The organism is Lyngbya sp. CCY1209 (assembly GCF_035615495.1).
GTDB lineage: Bacteria > Cyanobacteriota > Cyanobacteriia > Cyanobacteriales > Microcoleaceae > Limnospira.
On record NZ_JAJENU010000220.1, the window covers coordinates 19,123 to 40,218 of the forward strand.

The 21,096-nt window shown below is 56.1% G+C and carries 23 protein-coding genes and 1 pseudogene; 13 read left to right on the forward strand and 11 right to left on the reverse strand.

Features of this window, described 5'->3' with window-relative positions; genetic code table 11:
- Positions 1-21 precede the first annotated feature (21 nt).
- Together LKE08_RS04715 and LKE08_RS04720 are read right to left on the reverse strand one after the other, a co-directional pair.
- Positions 22-1,047 carry an ABC transporter permease gene (locus LKE08_RS04715; RefSeq protein WP_324703040.1) on the reverse strand — a complete coding sequence of 342 codons (1,026 nt, stop codon included), beginning with the start codon at positions 1,045-1,047 and terminating at the stop codon, positions 22-24.
- An 86-nt stretch (positions 1,048-1,133) separates the two neighbouring features.
- Positions 1,134-1,475, reverse strand: a complete 342-nt coding sequence (locus LKE08_RS04720; RefSeq protein WP_324703041.1) for a hypothetical protein — start codon at positions 1,473-1,475, stop codon at positions 1,134-1,136.
- A 545-nt stretch (positions 1,476-2,020) separates the two neighbouring features.
- Between LKE08_RS04720 and LKE08_RS04725 the strand changes: the two genes are divergently transcribed.
- Positions 2,021-4,558 carry a mannose-1-phosphate guanyltransferase gene (locus tag LKE08_RS04725; protein ID WP_324703042.1) on the forward strand — a complete coding sequence of 846 codons (2,538 nt, stop codon included), beginning with the start codon at positions 2,021-2,023 and terminating at the stop codon, positions 4,556-4,558.
- Positions 4,559-4,604: 46 nt separating this feature from the next.
- Positions 4,605-5,231, forward strand: coding sequence for a single-stranded DNA-binding protein (locus LKE08_RS04730; protein ID WP_324703043.1), 627 nt, complete (start codon positions 4,605-4,607; stop codon positions 5,229-5,231).
- 157 nt (positions 5,232-5,388) lie between these two features.
- Here the strand turns inward: LKE08_RS04730 and lipB are convergent, their stop codons facing one another.
- Complete coding sequence (gene lipB / locus LKE08_RS04735; protein WP_324703044.1) at positions 5,389-6,090, reverse strand: lipoyl(octanoyl) transferase LipB; 702 nt, start codon at positions 6,088-6,090, stop codon at positions 5,389-5,391.
- Between the two features lie 220 nt (positions 6,091-6,310).
- On the opposite strand from lipB, the gene hpf reads away from it, so the two are divergent.
- Both hpf and LKE08_RS04745 read left to right on the forward strand, forming a co-directional pair.
- Positions 6,311-6,955 (forward strand): ribosome hibernation-promoting factor, HPF/YfiA family, encoded by a 645-nt coding sequence (gene hpf, locus LKE08_RS04740; RefSeq protein ID WP_324703045.1) that lies wholly within the window; start codon positions 6,311-6,313, stop codon positions 6,953-6,955.
- A 371-nt stretch (positions 6,956-7,326) separates the two neighbouring features.
- The gene (locus tag LKE08_RS04745) at positions 7,327-7,584 is read left to right on the forward strand and encodes a hypothetical protein (protein WP_375341400.1); all 258 of its coding nucleotides are present in this window, start codon (positions 7,327-7,329) and stop codon (positions 7,582-7,584) included.
- Between the two features lie 74 nt (positions 7,585-7,658).
- Here LKE08_RS04745 and LKE08_RS04750 read toward each other — a convergent pair whose 3' ends face one another.
- Positions 7,659-9,071 (reverse strand): CHAT domain-containing protein, encoded by a 1,413-nt coding sequence (locus LKE08_RS04750; protein ID WP_324703046.1) that lies wholly within the window; start codon positions 9,069-9,071, stop codon positions 7,659-7,661.
- 274 nt (positions 9,072-9,345) lie between these two features.
- Here LKE08_RS04750 and hmpF point away from each other — a divergent pair, with 274 nt between their 5' ends.
- From hmpF to LKE08_RS04765, 3 genes are all read left to right on the forward strand, one after another.
- Positions 9,346-11,076 carry a pilus motility taxis protein HmpF gene (gene hmpF / locus LKE08_RS04755; protein ID WP_324703047.1) on the forward strand — a complete coding sequence of 577 codons (1,731 nt, stop codon included), beginning with the start codon at positions 9,346-9,348 and terminating at the stop codon, positions 11,074-11,076.
- 248 nt (positions 11,077-11,324) lie between these two features.
- Positions 11,325-11,663 carry a transaldolase family protein gene (locus LKE08_RS04760; protein ID WP_324703048.1) on the forward strand — a complete coding sequence of 113 codons (339 nt, stop codon included), beginning with the start codon at positions 11,325-11,327 and terminating at the stop codon, positions 11,661-11,663.
- A gap of 136 nt (positions 11,664-11,799) precedes the next feature.
- Positions 11,800-12,168, forward strand: a complete 369-nt coding sequence (locus LKE08_RS04765) for a cyclic nucleotide-binding domain-containing protein (protein ID WP_324703049.1) — start codon at positions 11,800-11,802, stop codon at positions 12,166-12,168.
- Positions 12,169-12,307: 139 nt separating this feature from the next.
- Here the strand turns inward: LKE08_RS04765 and LKE08_RS04770 are convergent, their stop codons facing one another.
- A complete protein-coding gene (locus LKE08_RS04770) occupies positions 12,308-13,462 on the reverse strand; it encodes an ATP-dependent 6-phosphofructokinase (RefSeq protein ID WP_324703050.1) in 1,155 nt (384 codons plus the stop codon).
- A 434-nt stretch (positions 13,463-13,896) separates the two neighbouring features.
- Between LKE08_RS04770 and gap the strand changes: the two genes are divergently transcribed.
- Both gap and LKE08_RS04780 read left to right on the forward strand, forming a co-directional pair.
- Complete coding sequence (gene gap / locus LKE08_RS04775) at positions 13,897-14,919, forward strand: type I glyceraldehyde-3-phosphate dehydrogenase (protein ID WP_324703051.1); 1,023 nt, start codon at positions 13,897-13,899, stop codon at positions 14,917-14,919.
- Between the two features lie 71 nt (positions 14,920-14,990).
- Positions 14,991-15,239 carry a DUF433 domain-containing protein gene (locus tag LKE08_RS04780; protein ID WP_324703052.1) on the forward strand — a complete coding sequence of 83 codons (249 nt, stop codon included), beginning with the start codon at positions 14,991-14,993 and terminating at the stop codon, positions 15,237-15,239.
- A 4-nt stretch (positions 15,240-15,243) separates the two neighbouring features.
- On the opposite strand, the gene LKE08_RS04785 is transcribed toward LKE08_RS04780, so the two are convergent.
- Positions 15,244-15,957: an HAD hydrolase-like protein gene (locus tag LKE08_RS04785; protein ID WP_324703053.1), complete on the reverse strand. Its 714-nt coding sequence runs from the start codon at positions 15,955-15,957 to the stop codon at positions 15,244-15,246.
- Positions 15,958-16,029: 72 nt separating this feature from the next.
- On the opposite strand from LKE08_RS04785, the gene LKE08_RS04790 reads away from it, so the two are divergent.
- From LKE08_RS04790 to LKE08_RS04800, 3 genes are all read left to right on the forward strand, one after another.
- Positions 16,030-16,545: a hypothetical protein gene (locus LKE08_RS04790; RefSeq protein ID WP_324703054.1), complete on the forward strand. Its 516-nt coding sequence runs from the start codon at positions 16,030-16,032 to the stop codon at positions 16,543-16,545.
- 30 nt (positions 16,546-16,575) lie between these two features.
- Entirely contained in the window at positions 16,576-17,085 is a 510-nt protein-coding gene (locus tag LKE08_RS04795) for a hypothetical protein (RefSeq protein ID WP_324703055.1), read from the forward strand.
- An 84-nt stretch (positions 17,086-17,169) separates the two neighbouring features.
- Entirely contained in the window at positions 17,170-18,009 is an 840-nt protein-coding gene (locus LKE08_RS04800) for a formylglycine-generating enzyme family protein (protein ID WP_324703056.1), read from the forward strand.
- A 14-nt stretch (positions 18,010-18,023) separates the two neighbouring features.
- Here the strand turns inward: LKE08_RS04800 and LKE08_RS04805 are convergent, their stop codons facing one another.
- From LKE08_RS04805 to LKE08_RS04825, 5 genes and pseudogenes are all read right to left on the reverse strand, one after another.
- Positions 18,024-18,839: a Uma2 family endonuclease gene (locus LKE08_RS04805; protein ID WP_324703057.1), complete on the reverse strand. Its 816-nt coding sequence runs from the start codon at positions 18,837-18,839 to the stop codon at positions 18,024-18,026.
- Between the two features lie 90 nt (positions 18,840-18,929).
- Entirely contained in the window at positions 18,930-19,148 is a 219-nt protein-coding gene (locus tag LKE08_RS04810) for a type II toxin-antitoxin system HicA family toxin (RefSeq protein ID WP_324703058.1), read from the reverse strand.
- Positions 19,148-19,390 carry a type II toxin-antitoxin system HicB family antitoxin gene (locus tag LKE08_RS04815; protein WP_324703061.1) on the reverse strand — a complete coding sequence of 81 codons (243 nt, stop codon included), beginning with the start codon at positions 19,388-19,390 and terminating at the stop codon, positions 19,148-19,150. The genes LKE08_RS04810 and LKE08_RS04815 overlap by 1 nt, the downstream gene beginning before the upstream one ends.
- Positions 19,391-19,444: 54 nt before the next feature.
- Positions 19,445-19,565 (reverse strand): annotated as a pseudogene (locus LKE08_RS04820) (Uma2 family endonuclease); the annotation flags it as partial.
- Positions 19,566-19,672: 107 nt separating this feature from the next.
- Positions 19,673-20,305 carry a hypothetical protein gene (locus tag LKE08_RS04825; protein ID WP_324703059.1) on the reverse strand — a complete coding sequence of 211 codons (633 nt, stop codon included), beginning with the start codon at positions 20,303-20,305 and terminating at the stop codon, positions 19,673-19,675.
- A 248-nt stretch (positions 20,306-20,553) separates the two neighbouring features.
- Between LKE08_RS04825 and LKE08_RS04830 the strand changes: the two genes are divergently transcribed.
- Positions 20,554-20,934: a DUF1823 family protein gene (locus LKE08_RS04830; RefSeq protein ID WP_324703062.1), complete on the forward strand. Its 381-nt coding sequence runs from the start codon at positions 20,554-20,556 to the stop codon at positions 20,932-20,934.
- Positions 20,935-21,096: the final 162 nt, after the last annotated feature.

The following is a 21,096-nucleotide window of genomic DNA, read 5'->3' on the forward strand; positions in this document are numbered from 1 at the left end:
GGTCACGACGGATGCCGGAGCTCAGTAGCGGATGCGGGGGTCGATACAGGCGTTCAAAATGTCGATCGCCAAACTCGCCACCACCACCACCGTCGCAAAAAACACCACGATCCCCTGCACCGTCGGGTAATCCCGCAGCCGGATCGCCTCATATAACCGATTCGCCAGCCCCGGCCAGGAAAACGTCACCTCCGTCAAAATCGCCCCCCCCAGCAGGGCCGCGAACGTCAGTCCCAACACCGTGATCGCCGGGATCATGGCATTTTTCAAAGCATGGGCCAGCAAAATCCGCAGTTCCGGAACCCCCCGCGCCCGGGCCGCTTCCACATAGTCCGCCTGCAGGGTTTGTCTCAAATTCACCCGCACGATCCGCTCGAAAATGCCACTGAGCAAAATCCCCAGCGTCAGACAGGGGAGACATAAATAATAAAGTGTCGTCCAGAACGCCCCCAAATTCCCGCTCAGGATGCTGTCCACCGTGTAAAGTCCCGTGAACGTCGGCGGGGGGGCGTCCGCCACCGGAAACCGAGTTCCGAGGGGAAACCAACCCAACTGCACCGCAAAGATCAACTGCAACACCATCCCCGCCCAAAACGCCGGCACCGAATAGGTGACGATACCGAACAGCCGCCCCGCCGTGTCCCAAATCGTATTGGGGCGGGAGGCCGCGATCGCCCCCACGGTCGTCCCCACCGCCACCGCCACCGCCATGCTGAACACCGCCAACTCCACCGTGGCCGGAAAATGGTCGCCGATGATCTGCCACACCGACTGCCCCTGAGTCGTGAGGGAGGTTCCCAAATCGAAGCGGAGCAGATCTCCCATGTAACTGATATATTGTCGGAACAGCGAACCGTCCAACCCCAACTGCGATCGCAGCGCCTCCTTGGCGCTCTCCGGCGCCCGGGGGCCGAGGATCGCATCCACCGGATCCCCCGGCGTCGCCCGCAACAGCAAAAACACCACCGATGCGATCGTCCACAACATCAGGGGTGCCAGCATCAGACGGGTGATGACGTAATATTGCAGCGCTTTAGAACGAGACATCCGATCTGAGTTGAGAAACAACCACCGCGCCCGCTTTCGAGCGCCGTATGCACCGTTATATCACGCTCCGAGGCACCGGGGAACGGCTACTCCTCCAGCAGCGATTCAAACGTCGTCCGCAGGGAGGGCAAATCGGCCACCCGGGCCACCAGCAAATTTTCCTGGCCCGCATCCTCCAACCGCGTCTTCCAATATTGGATGCTCTCCGAGTTGTTCATCCAGAACTGGATCACCGCATCCACGGCGCGATCGCAATTCCAGCCCTGATTGGAAGCCGCCGTCTCCACCGACTCGATAAACCTGTCCAACTTACACTGGCGGTTGCCCACGTACTCGATGCCGCGAGTCTGCCGCTCCTGAAGCTGTTGTTGCTGGTAAAAAAAGGACAGGATTGGAGAAACGCCGACCAAATTAAAGCTATAGTTCATACTCGCCTCCAAATGCGCGTCGAAATTGAATTCGTTATATCAACTGACTCCCAGGAAAAGGGTAAAATTACATACAATATAGATCTATTTTTATTTAGTTTTTGTCAATTTTTATAAAATTTTACGATATTGAATATCCAATCTCAGAAAATAAAAACAATCTTAAAAGCCGTCGGTATCTGCGACGATCGCCCTTCATTTTTTTTTTCAAATTGGGCAGTCGGACCGCGATCGCCCGTCGCCAAATGCCCCCCTTTTAGTCAGCAGTCGCCACGACACCGGAGACATTTCCTCCCATCCGCGTGTCGGGTGAGGGTAAGATGAGCTTTCAGTTTTCAGCTTTCAGGTATAGCAGTGCGCGATCGTCTGTTTACAGTTTCATTCAGGATGCCCACCTTGAAACCCTCATGAAAAGGAAATTTTGATTCCCTCTTCCCCATTCCCTCTTCCCCATTCCCTCTTCCCCATTCCCTCTCACCCCCAGGGTATCCTTGTAAGCGAGAGCGTCCAAATTTCATACAAGCGCAAACAAGCCAGGAGGAAATATGCGAGCAGTGCTGATGGCTGGCGGTTCAGGAACCCGACTCAGACCACTCACCTGTGATTTGCCCAAACCGATGGTGCCGATCCTCAACCGCCCCATTGCCGAACACATCATCAACCTACTTCGGCGCCACCACTTCACGGAAGTCATCGCCACCCTTCACTACTTACCCGACGTGATGCGGGAATATTTCCACGACGGCAGCGATTTCGGCGTCCAGATGACCTACGCCGTCGAAGAAGATCAGCCCCTCGGGACGGCCGGGTGCGTCAAAAACATCGCCGAACTCCTCGAGAGCACCTTCCTGGTGATCAGCGGCGACAGCATCACGGACTTCGACCTCACCGAAGCCGTCGAGTTCCACCGCCGCAAACAATCCAAAGCGACATTAGTTTTAACCCGCGTCCCCAACCCCCTGGAATTCGGGGTGGTGATTACGGACGAAAATCGGCGCATCAAACGGTTTTTGGAGAAACCCTCCACCAGCGAAATTTTCTCCGATACCGTTAACACCGGGACTTATATTTTAGAGCCAGAGGTGCTCGAGTACCTGCCCCCCGATCGCGAATCGGACTTTTCCAAAGACCTCTACCCCCTGCTGCTGGAAAAAGACATCCCCATGTACGGCTACATCGCCGAGGGTTACTGGTGCGACGTCGGCCACCTGGAAGCCTACCGGGAATCCCAGTACGACGCCCTGAAGGGGAAAGTCAAACTGGATTTCGCCTACGAAGAGCGATCGCCCGGGCTGTGGGTGGGGGAAAACACCTACATCGACGACTACGCCCGGGTCGAAACCCCCGTGCTCATCGGCCGCAACTGTCGCATCGGACCCCGGGCACACATCGAGGCCGGGACCGTCATCGGCGATAACGTCACCATTGGTGCCGACGCCAACCTCAAACGCCCCATCGTCTGGAACGGCGCGATCATTGGGGAAGACGTCCACCTGCGGGCCTGCGTCATCTCCCGGGGGACCCGGGTCGATCGCCGCGCCCACGTCTTGGAGGGGGCCGTGGTCGGTTCCCTGTCCACCGTCGGGGAAGAGGCCCAAATCAGCCCCGGCGTCCGGGTCTGGCCGAGCAAAAAAATCGAGTCCGGCGCCACCCTCAACATCAATTTAATTTGGGGCAACACCGCCAAGCGCAACCTGTTCGGCCAGCGGGGGGTTCTGGGACTGGCCAACATCGACATCACCCCCGAATTTGCCGTCAAACTCGGCGCCGCCTACGGATCGACACTCAAACACGGCGCCACCGTCGCCGTCTCCCGGGACCAGCGCCGCATCGCCCGCATGGTGACGCGATCGCTCATCTCCGGCCTCATGTCCGTCGGCGTCAACGTCCTCAACCTGGAAGACACCGCCATCCCCGTCGTCCGCACCGTCATCCCCAACCTCCCCGTCGTCGGCGGCATCCACGTCCGCCTCTCCCCAGACCGCGCCGACCAAATTTTGATCGAATTTATCGACGACCAGGGCATCAACATCACCAAAGCCAAGGAGAAAAAGATCGAGGGGGCTTATTTTAAAGAAGACCTGCGGCGGGCGCAAATTCCCGAAATTGGCAACATGACCTACCCGGCCGAAGTCCAAGTCCTCGACGCCTACAACAATAGCTTTCAAAAGCAGCTCGACATCGAAGCTCTGCGCCACAGCAATGCCAAGGTGGTGATCGATTACGTCTACGCCGTCGCCGGGGCGATCCTGCCCCGGCTGCTGGAAAAATTCGGCTGCGACGCCGTGGTCCTCAACGCCAGTTTGAATCAAACCGCCCTCTCGACGGGCGATCGCGAAAATTTGCTCGACCAGCTCGGCCGGGTGGTGGAGGCCCTGCGGGCGAATTTCGGCGTCCAGGTCTACGCCAACGGCGAACAGTTTATCCTGGTAGATGAGAGCGGCAGCCCGATCCGGGGCGAAGAGTTGACCGCCATCATGGTGACGATGGTGCTGACGGCCTACCCCAGAAGTTCGGTGGTGGTGCCGGTGCAGGCCTCGGCCGCGGTGGAGCAGATCGCCCGCCGCCACGATGCCCGGGTGATCCGCACCAAAGCCAGCCCCACGGCCCTGATGGAAGCCTGCCAGACCAATTCCAACGTCGTCTTGGGCGGCAGCGGGGATATGGGGTTCATCTTCCCCCAGATGCATCCCGGCTTCGACGGGATGTTTTCGATCGCCAAAATTATCGAGATCCTCACCACCCAGGAGCGATCGCTCGGCCAAATTCGCGCCGACCTGCCCCGGGTGATTCACCGCCGCTACACCGTCCGCTGCCCTTGGACGGTCAAGGGATCCCTGATGCGGCACCTGGTGGAAACTCACGCCCCGGAAAACTTAGAATTGATCGATGGGGTCAAGTTGGTGAACTACCAAGATGACAACTGGGTTTTGATTCTCCCGGACGCGGGGGAACCCCTGGTTCACATCTACGCCAACAGCGACGACCGAGATTGGGTGGATGCCACCTTGCGGGAATATCGAAATCTCGTCCAAGAGTTTGTCAACCAATCTCAGGGCGTGAACCGCGACGACGAGTATTGAGATAGACCGGGGGGCGGTCGCCCGACCCGAAAGCGCCCCGGAACAGATGGCAACCGGGACGTCGGCTGATTCGGAAACCCGGACGGCGCGACGGGTTTCCCCAGATGAACCCCGGCTCTCGACTCTCGCCCCCAATATCAACGATGGAGATCACAAAAAATCGACAATGAATAACTGCATTTTGATGGCCGAGATCGTTCGGGAACCCCAGCTTCGCTACACGGCGGACAATCAATTGCCCATCGCCGAGATGTTGATCCAGTTCACCACCAGCCGCCCGAACGATCCCCCCGCCACTTTGAGGGTGATCGGCTGGGGCAATCTGGCCGAGGAAATGAACCAGAAATATCACGTCGGCGATTCTGTGGTGATCGAAGGTCGCCTGCAGATGAATGTGATGGAGCGCCCGGAAGGGTTCAAAGAAAAGCGAGCCGAACTCGTCGCCCGACGGATTTATCCCTTGGGCGCCTCGCCAGGCACCGGCGGCGAGGATGCGGAACTGCCCGCTACCCCCCCCAGCAACGTCGTCCCCCTGGGATCTCGCAACCGCACCACCCCCAGCCCCCAAACTTCCGGCTCGGATCTCGACGCCGACGAATCCCACCGCCCGACGGCCCCCTCTCAACCGTCCCCCGACCCCGAAGATCCCGATTACGACCCGATTCCGTTTTAGGGGCAGGGGGCGACCGGAGGTCGGGGAAGCCGGGGAAGCCGGGGAGGCAGGGGAGGCGACCGGAGGCAACGGTCAAGCAGACGAGGAAAATCCTATCTGTGTTCTTCCTCCGTTCCCTCGGCTTCTCCCGCTCCCTCCGCCCCGACCCTCCCTCCCCCTACTCCCATGGACTCACACCCGCCGCGGGGACGAGCCGCACTCCGAACACCTCGGCGAATTGAGTCGCCAGCACCTCCCGGACGTCGGCGATCGCGATGTCGGGGACGAATTGGGCCAGGGAACCCACGGCTTTGTCAGAAATGCCGCAGGGGACGATCGCCTCAAATCCCGCCAAATCCGGGCAGACGTTGAGGGCGAACCCGTGCATGGAGATCCAGCGGCTGACCTTGATGCCGATGGCCGCCACTTTCGTGTCCCCCACCCAGACCCCCGTCAGGCCGGGGATGCGATCGCCGGCTACCCCCCAAACAGCCAAAGTACGGATCAGGACTTCCTCGAGTTGGCGCAAATACCAGTGCAAGTCAGTGCGATGCCGGCGCAGGTTCAAAATTGGATATCCCACCAGTTGGCCCGGACAGTGGTAGGTCACTTCTCCCCCCCGTTCCACCCGGTGGACTTCGCGATCGCCCCGCCGGGGGTCGAACTTGAGAAATTGGGCGTCCGCACCCCGTCCCAACGTGTAAACGGGGGGATGTTCAAGTAAGATGAAAACATCCGGTAAACTCGGGCAATTAACTCGCTCTTGAACGAGCCCTTGCTGCCAGACCCGGGCCGGCTGATAAGGGACGAGTCCCAACGAGTAAAACTGGCAGTCAACCGGACGGGGATCGACAAAAGCGATTGAAGTCGGGGTTCGCATGGTAAGATCCTAAGTATAGATGCGCGAGAAATAGGAGATTCGACCCAGTTCAGCACCCTTACAGGAAACGACCCAAAAAAGCAAGGGGGTGTTGACAAAACTTTACTTGACAACCATCAAGAATTGTCAAGGGATGCAAAAGATTTTAAACGATTCACGTTTCTAAAATGCAAAATGTTAACGTGAGGTTATGCCCACACTATGAGCGGGAGGGAGCTGTATGAAGCTTGTTATCCAGGGTAAAAATCTTGAGATTACCGATGCCATTCACGAGTATGTGCAACAGAAGATCGCGAAGGCAGTCAATCACTTTCAGCAGTTGACCAACGAGGTTGACGTCCACCTATCTGTTGCCCGCAACCCCCGGATAAATCCAAAGCAAACCGCCGAAGTCACGATTTATGCCAACGGTACGGTTATTCGTGCCCAAGAGAGCAGTGAGAACCTCTACGCCAGCATCGATCTCGTGGCGGACAAAATCGCCCGTCAGCTTCGCAAGTACAAAGAAAAGCGCAAAGCCAAACAGCATCACCTTCCCAAAACCGGTGAAGTCGTCGCAGAGCAGCCCATTGTCGAGGATTTGATCGGCGATCGCACGGCCGAACTGCCCGGAGAAGTGGTGCGGACGAAATACTTCGCCATGCCACCGATGAGCATCCAAGAAGCCTTGGAGCAGTTGCAGCTCATCGACCACGACTTTTATATGTTCCGAAACGCCGAAACGGGCGAGATCAACGTCATCTACCAGCGTTCCCACCACGGGGGGTATGGCGTCATCCAACCCCGAAACGGCAGCGTCCCCAACGGTAACGGCCAGGGGACTTCCGAATCGGAACTTGACCGCCCGTCGTCGGTCACTTTATAATCCCTAACCCGGGCCCGGCCGCACAGGTCGGGCCTTTGTTTCGAGCGGCCGGTCCCGATCTTCTTCGCGTTTCCTTCAGATCGAGTGACTATAGTGACGATCGCTCGTCTGTTTACAGTTTCGTCGAGGGGGACAACAAGGGGCTTGACAAGGGACTCCATCCCCTGGTTGTTGAAATCCTGATCACCCGGGATTTTCCTATCCCTACACCCTAAACCCTACACCCTACACCCCAGCGCACAGCGCTATAGACGACCTCCCGACCGGCGATCGAAATCACAGAAGGGAGGTCATGACCGTCACGGGTCATTCCCCCCGGAATCACGCCCCCGAGATAGCCCCCGTCACCGGAAATTGAATCGAATTTGGGGATGATAGAAAATATGGACGAATTCAAGAAGTCTCCCATGTATTCTCACCTCAACCTTCTCCCCGGCGCAATTTCCGAAATTTTAGTCTCCGTGAGGGACAAGGGGGTGCTGACCCTCGCCGATCGCTACGCGCTGATGGCCGCCACCATGGACGACTCCCTGAGCGAAGAGGAGCGGACCGCCGTCAACCGGCTGTTGCGGGCCGTCTGTCGGGGTCGGGTGCGGGTGATCGAAGACCTGTCCGCCCTCGAAGAGTAGCGATCGCCTCACCTCATGTCCGTTCAAATAGTTGTTATAAAAACTATATTTAATAAATTAATCCGAACCCGATATCACCACGGATTCCCGATCGTCGTAAATCCGGCCCAGTAGAAGGGGTGGGACAGGTCGCGATCGCCCATTTGAGCCAGAATCGGAGGAAGGGAGACTCCTCCCCGCGACGTCAGCAGTTCCCCACCTTCCAACCGCACCTCCCCGGCAATCATCGCCATTTGAGTTCGCCGCAGCGCCTCCGCCTTCATCGGCATCCCCCGGAGCTGCCGGTAAAAATCGCTCATCAGAGCCAACGTCCCCTCATCGCTGACGGACCACAAGCTCGCCACTGCCGTCCTCACCCCCGACTTCAGGGCCAGCCCCGCAAATCCCAACTCCGCATTTTTATCCCCCACCGCCGTCTGGCAGGCGCTCAACGCCAACAACTCCGTCTGGGACTCGGACCAGTTCACCTCCCCGATCCGATCCAATCCCAGGCGCGTGTCCCAAAGCTGGATGAACGAATTTTCCGGCTTTCCCGGCTGAAACTCGGCGTGGGTCGCCAGGTGGACGATCGCGAAGGATCCCGACGCCACCTCCCGCTTCAGATTCTCCAGGGTGAACTGCCCGTTCAAAAACGACTCCCCCGGCCAGGGTTGGGAGGGACGCTCCCCGACGATCGCCGAGATCTCCACGGGCACCGCCGGCAGGGGGTTGAGATCCTCAAACTCCGAAGCCCCCATCGCCAAAATCCGGGCATTTTGAAGGCTGGTCCGGTTCCGGTCGAACAAATTGAACGCCGGGATGCGCGTCAGGCTGTATTTCTCCACCAAAAACCGCTCCCCGTCGTGGAAGGCCGCGATCGGCAGCGTCCGCAGCCCCGGCCCGAAACACAGCAGCAACGTATCGATCGCCCCGGCCTGCAACTCCGCCTCGAAGGGGGCCACGGTCCACCGATACAATTGTCGGGCCGATGGCAGGTAAGATCGGGTCCCCAGGCGGCTCGGGTGGGTCAGCTCCCGGCGCAACTCCCGCGCCGCCGCCCACATTTGCTCCCGCGTCACCCCCGGAATCACCCTTCCCGTCGGGGGTTGACCCGGTGTCACCAGGGCTAACTTCAAAAATTCCGGCTGTGGCGCCACCCACAGCACCGCCGCCCGAGTCCGGGTCCGCCGCGCCATTTGCGCCAGGATGCGGCTGATGTCGTCCCCGTTTAAAGTCACCGCCGCCAGGTCGCCCTCAAAATAACTTTCGTACTGCTCCTCCCAATTTCTCTCGAACTGGATAATTTGTTGCGACCAGTCGATCGCCTCGGGGGACTCCTGGGAAACGGCCAGCTCGACGCGGGTCCCCAGAACCAAAATGAACGACAGCACAAAGCCCGAGAGCCTTCGCCACCCGCGCCGGCGGATGCGCCGGAACCGGAGACCCGAACGAAAATTTGAGGCGATGTTTCCGAAACTGGCGAAGACCTGACGGAGGTGGTGTCTCATGGTGAGTGATGATTGCACGGGGGCGGACGGCGGGATGTCGGCGGGGTCGCACCCCATCCCTTGTTCTCGTCCCGCGTCAAGATGTCCGGACGCGGCGGACTCGATGGCGCGGCAGACTCGGACACCGATCCATTGTAATCCCTGGCTTCCCCGTATCGCCGGCAGGGGGGGGCGATCGCAAAAAAAGTCGCCCCCCCATCTACTGTTAACATCGAAAACGGGAATATGATTGAAGCTAGGAATAAAGCTTAAACACCTCACGAGGACAATCACCGTGCTTTATTTAGCGGAAGTACAGAAGCAAAAAAGTGGCTTTGGTTTGGGTGGCGGTCGGGCTGAACTCAAGTTGCTGGCGTGTCAGCGGGGGGAAAACAATTGGAGCGCCGTGCCGGGAGACGACGGGGTTCCGGCCGACGATGCCAACAACTACAAAGACGGGACTCTGGTTTTGGTGGAACTCAACGCCAGCAAACAGGTGCAGCGCATCGAGGAAGGCAAAAAACTGGTCAGAATTCTTGAAGATTTCTCGCGATTGCAAGATAAATTTAAAAATCAACAAGAAGAGATCGAACAGTGGAAGGAGTCCCTGACCTACCAGAGTCAGGAACTCAACCGCCGAGAAATGGAAATGGAAGCTCGGCGGGAGCAGATGGATCACCTGCAAGAGGAACTCGACCGCCTCGAAGAACAGCGACAGAGGGCCGAAACCGCCAAGCAAGAGGAAGAGCGCCTGCGGGCTGAAATCGAGCGGGGCCGAGAGGAAATCGAAACCACCCGATCGCGCCTGCAGGAACAAATGCGAGAGATCGAAGCCCAAAAGGCGGGGCTCGAAACCCAAAAGGGATTGAGTCCGGAACAGGCCGGGGAAATCCGATCGGTTCTCGAGGGCCTCTCCGAACCGCCCTCCGTCCAAAGCCTCGAAGAGCGCATCGACGGCACCCTCGGACGGGTGCGGGAGGGGGTGTCGGCCCTCGAAACCTACCGGGCGACGCGGTCGGAACAGGAAGCCCGGGCGTCCGAACTCCGGGAGCAGGTGGACGAAGCGGCCCGCTCTATCAAAAGTCGGTGGACTGAGTGGCAGGAGGCCCAGATGGCCCTGTTGAACGCCCGGGCCGAACGCAACGCCCGCCAGACCTTGTTGGAGCGCGATCGCGGCCAAATTCGACGCCTGGAGGAGCAGATCGAAGGGCGACAGACCCTGATCGGCCAACTCGAACGTCTGGCCGAATCGGTGGCGAACCGCTCCCCGTCGGGGGTCAAGGTGGACAAGGAAGCCCTGCAAAAGATGCCCGTTGAGCAACTGAAGGCCGAGGTGGAGCGCCTGCAGCAGGAGTGGGACCGGTGGTTCCGACTCGTCAGCGACCAAGAGGAGGAACTTAAGTACAAACGGGAAGAGATCGAGGAACTCCAGCAGCAGATCGAACAGGCTTCGGGGGGCGATCGCGGCACCAAAGAGGCGGAGTTAGCCGACGAACGGGATGCCTATCAGATGCTTGAAAAAACTCTGGAAGGGCAGCGCCGCACCCTCGGAGAGCGGGAAGACCACATGAACCAATACCAGGCGGTTCTGTTGGAGCGCCTGGGGGGGGCGGGTCAAACCGGGGTCGCCAATTTTCCCTCGCTCCTGGCCGGACTCCGGCAGCAGCAGCAGGCCGCCCAAGCCGAGCTGCAAGAACTCCGCGATCGCGCCGACGAGTTGGAATCGGAAATTCAGACCGCCGGGGACGAATTGTCCCATCGGGAAGCGGAGCAGGAACAGACACGCCAGCAACTCGAAGCCGAAGAGCAAAACTGGATCGAGCAGAGGCAGACTCTGGGAGAAATTCAAGGTCGGGTCAACCTGTACGGGGAGATCCTGCCACCGCTCCAGGACGGCTGGGATGCTTTGAAAGCGCAGGTGGAGGAACTGGCCGCCGAGTGCCGGCAAATTCGAGAAATGGGCGATCGCAACGCCCGGGCCCAGGGAGAACTCGGCCGGCTGCTCTCCGAATTGGTCTCCTCCTAGACGGGCGCCGTGCGAGATCTCCGCTTCTCGCCCGCCCCCCCCGGAGGACGGCCGGGACTTCTCCCTCCCCGATATCGCGCCGGCCGCCGGTTATTCGCGACTCGAATGACGGTTTGCCGACGACGGTTGTGAATGTCAGACCCCCGACGGTCGGGAGTTATAAGTCCTTTCTCTCAATATTTAACTCTCTAAATTTAGAAACATCATCATCTCTGTTTAACGGACTTTTGGAGAACTCGATAGTCTGATTGGATTGTCTTCAAAATGTCAAAAACCGGGTGGAACTGCGGGAGATGACGGTGGTCGTCGCCGACACGGGGGATATCAAAGCGATCGAAACCTTCACCCCCACAGACGCCGCCACCAACCCGTCCCTGATGACGGCGGCGGCCGCGATGCCGGAATATCAGGGCATCGTCGATGACACCCTCAAACGGGCCCGCCAGGAATTGGGGGCTGGGGCATCCGCCCGGAACGTGGCGGCGTTGGCCGCGCGATCGCCTCGCCGTGTCCTTCGGGTTGAAAATCCTCGAAATCATCCCCAGCCCGGTTTCCACGGAGGTGGACGCCCGCCTGTCCTAGAATAGGGAAGCCACCGTCGCCAAGGGCCGCTATCTCATTTCCGAATCCGAATCCCACGGCATTTCCCGCGATGCTATAATTCCCACGACAGCATCTCGTCCGTCGCGACCGGCTGGCTCAATTTTAAGAGGAATAATTATAATGTTAGAACCGGCTCAAACTGTCAAAATTTTTCAACAGTTACCCGACCAAAAAGTTTCCGCCGGAGAGACAATCTTTGAAGAGGGAAAACCGGGCGATCTCATGTACGGCATCATCGAGGGAGAGGTCGAGTTTTGGGTGAATGGAAAATCCATCGAAACCCTCAAACAAGGGGATGTTTTCGGGGAGGGTGCCCTGGTTCACCGGGACGGCACCCGCGCTTCGACGGCCGTGGCGAAAACGGACTGCGTCCTCGCCACAATGGACGAACGGCGATTTTTGTTCGCGATCGAGCAGACCCCCCTATTCGCTCTGGAGGTGATGCGAAGTTTCTCCGATCGCCTCCGCCGTTTGAAGCGATCGCTCTAAAATCGAAAACAATGAGATGGGGAACCGAAAATGTCCGGTCGTCCGCACCCGAAAATAGACTTCTGACTTCAGTGGAAATGGACTCCGATGGCGGTGGAGTCGGGCGGACTTCTGACGGTTGAGATGCAAAAAAAACGGCTCAGTTGAGCATCGTCGTCGCCGTTTCGATCGCCAGGGCGTTGTGATGCCCGTTTTGCTGGGTGGAACAGGTGTCGTGGGCTTCCGGTTCCTCGCCGACGTAGATCCCGAGCGATCGCGCCGTTTCCACCCAAAATCCGTCCGGATCGACCAGGCGGGGGCTGTTCTCGAACACCTCGTCCAGGGAGATGGTGGTGACGTGATTGCTCTTCCAGGCTACCATTTTGCCGTAGTCCTCGGCGGCGATCACGTCCACGGCTGTTTTTCCGAAGGCGGTGGCGATCAGGCGGTCGTAGGCCGAGGGCGCACCCCCCCGCTGGACGTGGCCGAGGACGGTGACTCGGGCTTCCACCCCGAGGTTTTTTTCAATTTCCGTGGAGATGTATTCGCCGATGCCCCGCAGCCTGACTTCTCCGAGGGCATCTTTGTAATATCGGGATTCGCCCCCGGCGGTTTTCGCCCCCTCCGCCACCACGACGACGGCGAATTTGCGGCCCCACAGGGTCCGCAGGTGGTGGATGCGTTTGCACAGACTCCCCATCGAGTAGGGGATTTCGGGGATTAAAATGGCGTCCGCGCCGCCGACGATGCCGGAGTGCAGGGCCAGGTGTCCGGTGGTGCGCCCCATCACCTCCACCACCATGACGCGATCGTGGCTGGCAGCCGTGTAGCTGAGGCGATCGAGGGAGTCCAAAATCGTGCTGACGGCCGAATTGAACCCGACGGACAATTCCGTACAGGCGACGTCGTTGTCGATGGTTTTGGGAACCCCCACCAGGTTCATGTTGCCTTTTTTCGCCAGCTTTTCTAAAATGGCGAGGCTGCCGTCCCCGCCGATCGCGATCAGGGCGTCGAGTTCCAGGTCGTAGTAACCGGCGATCACCTCGTCCGCCTGGGCCTCCGTGTCCCCCTTGTTGATCGAACCCAGGATCGTCCCGCCCATACTCAGCAGCGGGTCGATGCCGTGGCGCTCGATGCCGTGGCGGTTGAGTACCACGCTCTTGCGATCGATCAGGCCTTGGGTCGCGTAGGGGATACCCCGCACTTCCCAATTGTATTCGGATGTTGCATAACTCACGACGGCGCGAATCACTGCATTGAGACCGGGGCAATCCCCTCCGCTGGTCAAAATTCCAATGCGTTTGCGTTTACTCATAATCTCGTCAGATTGAGTTGTTTTTTGGTTGCATCTAAATATTACCTCCGATGGCCGAAAGGAAGGGTATCATGTTAGTCTTTTTTATTGTTTCTTAACTTACGTTTAAACCGGATCGGTTAAACTGCTCAGATCGCCCGTACATCGCGATTTGAACCGTCATTTCTCGGAGAGACTCGGGGCGGTTGACAAAACCCGATGATTGTGTATTTGCCGGGAATTCAGGAAACGCTGACAGGCCGCACCAGATTTAATCTTTATTTAAGATTTGCCGATTGATTTCTCGGACTTTTTATTTTATATCGGTCGCAAATAAGCTTAAAAGAATGAGAAGAAAAAGGCGAAAATCGGCCGTCCCCGTGCTAAAGTCAGTAGCTAAAGTTTCGGTTGTTTAGAATGGGGCAATCGTTGTAGACCCAGAGGAGTTTTTAATTATGGCGATAAAAGTAGGGATTAATGGTTTCGGTCGCATCGGACGGCTGGTCGCCCGCGCCGGCATCAAACATCCGGACATCGAGTTTGTCGGCATCAACGATCTCGTCCCCGCCGACGCCCTGGCCTACCTGTTCAAGTACGACTCCACCCACGGCCGTTTCGACGGCACCGTAGAAGCCACGGACGACGGCATCACCGTGGACGGACGCTCCATCCGCTGCACCTCCATCAAAGACCCGGCTCAGTTGCCCTGGAAGGATCTCGGCGTCGATTACGTCGTCGAATCCACCGGCCTGTTCACCACCTACGACGGGGCATCCAAACACCTGGAAGCCGGCGCCAAGCGGGTGGTTCTGTCCGCCCCCACCAAAGATCCCGACAAGGTGAAAACCTTGCTCATCGGCGTCAACCACGAGACCTTCGACCCCAGCTCCGATCTGATCGTCTCCAATGCCAGTTGCACCACCAACTGTCTGGCCCCCGTCGCCAAAGTCATCCAGGATAACTTCGGTCTGGCCGAAGGTCTGATGACCACGGTCCACGCCATGACCGCTACCCAACCCACCGTAGACGGACCGAGTAAGAAGGACTGGCGGGGCGGACGCGGTGCCCCACAGAACATCATCCCGGCTTCCACGGGGGCGGCCAAGGCCGTCACCCTGGTGCTGCCGGAACTCAAGGGCCGCCTGACGGGGATGGCGTTCCGGGTTCCGACTCCGGACGTGTCGGTGGTGGACCTCACCTTCCGCACCGAAAAGGCCACCAGCTACCCGGAAATCTGCGCGGCGATGAAGGCGGCGTCTGAAGGCCCGATGAAGGGGATTTTGGGATACACCGAAGATGCGGTGGTTTCCTCTGACTTCACCACCGATTCGAGTTCGAGCACTTTCGACGCCGGAGCCGGCATCGAGTTGAATTCCAACTTCTTCAAGGTCGTCGCCTGGTACGATAACGAGTGGGGTTATTCCTGCCGGGTGGTTGACCTGATGCTCTCGATGGCGAAGGCGGACGGACTGCTGTAGGTTCGCTTTAAAAATTGCGATCGTCCTCGAAACTCCCGCCGCGTCATTTTCTGGCCGGCGGGGGTTTTGAATTGTCAACGCAGATCGATCCGGAGCGCGATCGCAACTTCATCTCCTTGCAATCCCGTCCTAAAATTGAAAAAGCCCGTCGTATGGATTCTAGCCATATGGAGAAAATTACCGTCGATTCCCAAATCCACTTCGGCAAGCCCTGTATTGCCGGAACCCGTATTCCAGTGCAAAGCATTCTCGAACTTCTAGATGAAGGGCTTTCTTTCACTGGCACAACAAACAAAACTATCAAGAGATGTGAATTATAGACGGTTAACCAACGGCTTTCCCAAGTCCCACCCCCACCGTCTCCAAAAACTGCCGGGGGTGGGGGAGTGCGTTCCACACGGACCAAGAGCCGCAATTCCGTAACTCCTCAACGCTGTGGTGTCCCGAAGCGATCGCGATCGCCCTCGCCCCGATCGCCCGCCCGCACCGCACATCATGGGGCGTATCACCAATAACATATAATCGATCCGGGGAGACTTTTCCCAATTGTTGCTGGGCTAAAATCAGGGCCCGTTTCGCAATCTCCACGCGATCGCGCGATCGCCCCGAAAATGCCCCCAAAGGAAAGTGAGAATCCAGTCCGTAGTGAGCCAATTTTGCCCGTCCCCCGGCTTCCATATTTCCCGTCAAAACCACAGATAAAACATCTGTCCGATCTCGCAACTGTTCCAAAATTTCTCGCACCCCCGCCAGGACATATCCCGGACATCGCGGCAACATTTCGGGGAGATGTTCGACGTAGCGATTTTGGAGTTTTTCGATATTCTCCGCCGTCGCTTCCAAACCGCACTGTTCCAAAATTTGGCTGCAAATATCCCAGTCCGTGAGTCCCCCCATATTCAAAGAAGATAAATCGGCGCGCTCGCCTGTCAGATCCGCGATCGCTTCCTCCATCGCCAAACGTCCTGCCCCTTTGGTATTTAAAAGAGTCCCGTCGATATCCCAAAATAAAACCGTTTTCATCTGTTCTGTTTTCAATGATTGTCGGTGCGATCGTACTTCTCTCAGTCTGATCGATTATAATCGATCCAAAACGCGATCGACGAACCCATGCCTTTATCTCCTGACATCCCCCAATATGCCCAGGATTTGATGGACTTTTACAGTCCCCCTCGCCAAGATGCTCGAGGAGTGGGTATTTTTTACGAACAAATTCAGCCCGGAGCAGATTTGGAAAAGATGGCCCGACACCACTATCAATATTTTGTCGGGGAGCAATGGGATCGACATTCTGACGCTTGGATGCGCCCTTGGAAACTGATCTATCAGCGTGCCCGCGACATCGACCCCTGTTTTGTAGCGGAAATAACAGCCGTGGCTACCCTCGCCGGGGAGAAGCATGAGAATCTGTTCTCAAAGTTCTTAAAGATCAATACCGATGACTACGTGCGAGCCTATACGGTACTCCAGACGGCTTTTGACAGTCCGGAGGTTGAAGATTTCCGAGTGTATACCATCGGGGATGGTGAAGTCGTGGAAGGACTGTTGGCGATCAGTCATCGCCGGAACGGAGAGACGGTGATTTTCGCATTTTTAGATAAAAAAAATTCGACTCATGGCTTATAAATTTTGACGATAAATTTGCCCGGTTTAACCATGTCTTTATCTCCTGAAATTCCCCAATATGCCCGAGATTTGATGGACTTTTACAGTCCGCCTCGCCAAGATGCTTGGGGAGTCACCATTTTTTACGAACGGGTTCAGCCCGAAGCCGATTTGGAAGCGGTTGCCTTGCGTCAATATCAATATTTTGTGGGGGAGAGTTCCGAAGAAAGTTCTCCAAGCCTGATCAGTTGGATGCGCGAATGGAAATTAATCTATCAGCGCACTCCAGACCTCGAACCCAATATTCGGCTAGAACTAGACGCGGCAACCCGGGTTGCCGGTCTTGACTATGACGACCGGATCGCGAATATGCTGGACTACGATTATGATGAAACCGGCCAGGATCGCGAACCCACCATCCTCGCGGCAGGCTTTAACAGTCCGGAAGTCAAAGATTTCCAAATTTATAACCTTGGGGATGGTGAAGTGATGGAAGGATTGTTGGCGATCGCTCGCCGCCGGAACGGGGAGACGCTAACCCTGGCATTTTTAGATGATTGAAACGGGGGCAATTTTCCCAAAAAAACTGACTCCCAATAATGGCACTTGTGGTATAATTTAAATGTGAAATAATCCGCAAAATGTATGGCTTTGCATACAGAAACCCAACAATTTGAAGTGGTGAACGTCAACCATCAGGGACAAGTCATTGACCGCCATCAGATGGAAGCGAAAGTCTTCAAGGAACGGGTCAACGACACCATCTTAGAGATGGTCGCCATTCCCGGAGGAACGTTTTTGATGGGGTCGCCCCAAGGGGAAGCGGGGCGGGGCAGCAATGAAAATGATGGCAGCGGTAATCAGGTCGAGGTGGCGATCGCACCTTTTTACATGAGCAAATACCCCATCACTCAGGAACAGTATCAAGCGGTGATGGGAGACAATCCCTCCCACTTTAAGGGGACACAAAACCCCGTCGAAACGGTTGATTGGGCGGGTGTCAAAGATTTTTGTAAAAAGCTCTCCCAACTGACCCAAAAAAACTATCGTTTGCCGAGCGAAGCCGAATGGGAATATGCCGGTCGGGCCGGTACAACGACACCCTTTTATTTCGGGGAAACGATAACGACGGATTGGGTCAATTATCGGGGTACTTTTCCCTACGGCGAGGCGGCGAAGGGAGAGGATCGGAGAAAGACAACCCCGGTGGGCAGTTTCCCCCCCAATGCTTTTGGTTTATACGATATGCACGGAAATGTTTGGGAATGGTGCGAGGATGACTATCACGAAAACTATGAGGGTTTACCCCGCGATGGTGAGGCTTGGGTAAAACTTAATAGTGATGATTACCATGTGTTGCGGGGTGGTTCTTGGAGTGACTTCGCCAAATTTTGCCGTTCTGCTGTTCGCTACTGGCACCCCTCCGGCAGCGGTAAGGATTATATCGGGTTTCGGGTTGTCGGAATGTTGACGCCGGAAATCTAGCGACGTACCTTCGATTACAATTCTTCTGGGTTAATGCCCTGCGATCGCAACAATTCCGCCAGCCGTTCGGCCCGTTGACGTTCCTGCTGCAACTCCGATTCGGCTCTTTCCGCCCGCTGACGTTCATTTTCCGCCCGCTGACGTTCAATTGTAGCCCGTTCATCTCCGGTTAATAACAAATTCCCCTCACTATCCCACCAACGCAGCCAAGGCAAGTCTAAATTGCCGTATCGTCCCCGCCAAATTCCCAACTCGACACCCATCGGCTCGATCGGATAATGACCCCGTTCGTTGGCTTCCATTAACTCGTAATGATTGGTAATTAACTGATAGACTTCAACGCGGGCTTTTTGTACTTCATAAATGGCATAGAAAGCGGGGCGGATGATCTGTTCGTACACCCAAAATTTTCCTGGTTTTTGGCGGTCTTCTGAAGTTTGGGAGAGAGGGGTGCGATCGCGCTCTTCGGAACCGTCCCCCGACACGAATTCAATGGCAATTAGCGGGGGGATATATTCTTGCCAAAGGACGTAGGAACGCCTCACCTGTCCGTCCAGGGTGGGGGGGACGTTGGACACATAAAACCAGTCGGGACATTCGGCCCCTTTTTCCGGGGGTTGCGTCAGTCGCCAGTAAATGCCACAATCCTGACCGATCGCATATTGTTCGTCCGGGTGCAGGCGATCGAGCGTCGGCTGGATGGAATCAGTCAGTAAGATACTCTGGGGGTGCTCCTGAAAGTTTTTCACGAAGGTGCCGTCGGAGTCGGGGAGTTGGGTATGATCCGGAAGGGAAGTAATTCCGAGTTCAGAGAATTTGGCGATGGTCATGGCAAATCGTTTTTCATCGCAGGGGATGGGGGACAGTATAGCATTTTGAAGAGGGTGCGATCGCAATTCTCTCAACACAACCTCGAAGTGCTATAAATTTTCCCACTCATCTTGTGAAATACACGCTTGTTTTAAAATCCGTTTCAACAGATTCTTGCCAATTTCTCCTTGATGAGGATTGGGAATCCGAACTCGCAAGCCATCCCGCACCATAAACTGGTGTTTGCCACCCGAATAGGGACCAACAAAACCGGCGGCTTTGAATACGGCAATCAACTGACGACGGGATATCGGGCCAAAAGGTGGCATCAGGCGATCGGCTCCACTTTCAAGCTAATCCCACCGAACTCCGGCAGTTGATGACCCTGAGAAATGCCAATCAATATCCACTCTTCTAAAACTTCCATCAGTTCTTGACGGCAGGCTTCCAAGGTGCTTCCCGTTGCCCAAACTCCCGTCGCTCCGGGAATTGTACCATAAAACCCTTCATCATCTTCTAGGAGTTCATACTCGGCAACTTGCATGGCTTTTTGAATATATTCTTGAATCATTTTACCTCCTAATTGAATTTGACCTTGACGACCCGTATTTACTTTACAATTCTTCTGGGTTAATGCCCCGCGATCGCGTTCTTCCGAACCATCCTCCGACACATTCGATGGCAATTAGCGGGGGGATATATTCTTGCCAGAGGACGTAGGAACGCCTCACCTGCCCGTCCAGGGTATGGAGGACAGTATAGCATTTTGAAGAGGGTGCGATCGGCGATACCCTTACTGCATAGGTTTTTGGGGTGATTTTCTCTGGTTGTTTCCTGCGAAATAATCTTGGCTTTAATACCATTCCCGCTCTTGAAAAATTTTTTGTCTTAACCAACGCGGCATCTCCCAGTTTGGAGTCCAGAGAATATTGTGCTTTTCGCTGTAGGATTCTAATCCAACTTTTGACCAATATTTTCGTAGAAGCGATTGTCCTTTCTCTTTCGGGTACTTGCCGGATAAGTCGTCAGTTGGCACTGGATGGCAACCGACGGCCTCGCCCCAGGCGAAACCCTGTAAAAACATCGCCAATGCCTGCAATCCGTAATCTCTTCCCCGGTATTTCGGTTCAATGAAGACGCTATTTATATAAAATAAGTGGCGCTTGTATTCTATGGCTTCCCGACCTTCCTCCAATAGACAGAACGATGCGAAGTACGATAAGTCAGATGTCAGACAATCGGCGACAATTATGACTTCTCCTTGGTCGTAATACAAATCGAATCTATGGGCTTGCATTCGGCCAACCTGAATGGGTTCCGGGTAGTCTCCCAATGCCATTCTTTCATCCAATTCTTCTTCAGATAGATCGAGACCTCCGTCAATTTTGATATCGGTGTCGATTCCGGTAACTTGCAAGTTGTCCAACTTGGAATAATAAAGATCCAGGTTTGATAAATAAAAGGTTGATTCTAAGTAAAGTTTCATAATTATTGTTTTTTTGTTTCTCGCGATCGCCTTTTATTTTATGGCTATGATGTGGGTATGTTAAGGGGACATAATAATTGACTAAAAATCAACGGCTGTAACCCCATGATAAGGTAAGGGGTTTGGAGTGATCAACAACAGGATTGACACCGGAAACGCGATCGCCTACAATGAATCCGTGGGGGTGACATGGCTGTATGTATGATGAAAAAATCAACGCCCCCGAAAATAGCATTCAATCGAATTCCATGTCCGAACTGCCACCCCTCAACACCGAAACCATCTGGGCCATCCTCAACGAAGACCTCGACGATCGCACCGTCAACGAACTCGTCTGGCACCATCTGGGCTACCGTTATAATACGGAAAGCGATCGCTGGGACGCCACCCAAGTCGATCCCGACTGGCGGGAAACCTACCCCGAACCCCCCGACTTCATCGACTCTCGCCCCGCCACCGTCAAACTCACCCGCTCCATCCCCAAAGAAAACAAACAGCTCCTCAAAGAGCAACTCGGCTTCAAAGGCTACAAAATCGGCACCTTCGGCCCCAGACAAACCCGGCGGGCGACGATGGCCAACTGGCTGCTGTCCCAAATGTCGATGAAGGGAGTAGGGAGTGGGGAGTAGGGAGTAGGGGGCTCCAGGAGGCAGAGGAGGCAGAGGAGGCAGGGGAGGCAGGGGAGGCAAGTTGATATCAGATCCGGACAACCTCCCCAATCATCTTCAGATGATTTTTGCTGGTAGGGGCGCAAGGCTTGCGCCCTCGGGGAATTGATTCCCAAGCGGTGC

Coding starts and splice junctions, on each gene's coding strand:
- LKE08_RS04800 (WP_324703056.1), top strand. CDS start 17,170: ATGGCTTTGCATACAGAAACCCAACAATTTGAAGTGGTGAACGTCAAC.
- hpf (WP_324703045.1), top strand. CDS start 6,311: ATGAAGCTTGTTATCCAGGGTAAAAATCTTGAGATTACCGATGCCATT.
- LKE08_RS04720 (WP_324703041.1), bottom strand. CDS start 1,475: ATGAACTATAGCTTTAATTTGGTCGGCGTTTCTCCAATCCTGTCCTTT.
- LKE08_RS04730 (WP_324703043.1), top strand. CDS start 4,605: ATGGCAACCGGGACGTCGGCTGATTCGGAAACCCGGACGGCGCGACGG.
- gap (WP_324703051.1), top strand. CDS start 13,897: ATGGCGATAAAAGTAGGGATTAATGGTTTCGGTCGCATCGGACGGCTG.
- LKE08_RS04805 (WP_324703057.1), bottom strand. CDS start 18,839: ATGACCATCGCCAAATTCTCTGAACTCGGAATTACTTCCCTTCCGGAT.
- LKE08_RS04715 (WP_324703040.1), bottom strand. CDS start 1,047: ATGTCTCGTTCTAAAGCGCTGCAATATTACGTCATCACCCGTCTGATG.
- LKE08_RS04745 (WP_375341400.1), top strand. CDS start 7,327: ATGATAGAAAATATGGACGAATTCAAGAAGTCTCCCATGTATTCTCAC.
- LKE08_RS04770 (WP_324703050.1), bottom strand. CDS start 13,462: ATGAGTAAACGCAAACGCATTGGAATTTTGACCAGCGGAGGGGATTGC.
- LKE08_RS04765 (WP_324703049.1), top strand. CDS start 11,800: ATGTTAGAACCGGCTCAAACTGTCAAAATTTTTCAACAGTTACCCGAC.
- LKE08_RS04750 (WP_324703046.1), bottom strand. CDS start 9,071: ATGAGACACCACCTCCGTCAGGTCTTCGCCAGTTTCGGAAACATCGCC.
- LKE08_RS04815 (WP_324703061.1), bottom strand. CDS start 19,390: ATGATTCAAGAATATATTCAAAAAGCCATGCAAGTTGCCGAGTATGAA.
- LKE08_RS04810 (WP_324703058.1), bottom strand. CDS start 19,148: ATGCCACCTTTTGGCCCGATATCCCGTCGTCAGTTGATTGCCGTATTC.
- LKE08_RS04725 (WP_324703042.1), top strand. CDS start 2,021: ATGCGAGCAGTGCTGATGGCTGGCGGTTCAGGAACCCGACTCAGACCA.
- LKE08_RS04795 (WP_324703055.1), top strand. CDS start 16,576: ATGTCTTTATCTCCTGAAATTCCCCAATATGCCCGAGATTTGATGGAC.
- LKE08_RS04830 (WP_324703062.1), top strand. CDS start 20,554: ATGTCCGAACTGCCACCCCTCAACACCGAAACCATCTGGGCCATCCTC.
- LKE08_RS04825 (WP_324703059.1), bottom strand. CDS start 20,305: ATGAAACTTTACTTAGAATCAACCTTTTATTTATCAAACCTGGATCTT.
- lipB (WP_324703044.1), bottom strand. CDS start 6,090: ATGCGAACCCCGACTTCAATCGCTTTTGTCGATCCCCGTCCGGTTGAC.
- LKE08_RS04790 (WP_324703054.1), top strand. CDS start 16,030: ATGCCTTTATCTCCTGACATCCCCCAATATGCCCAGGATTTGATGGAC.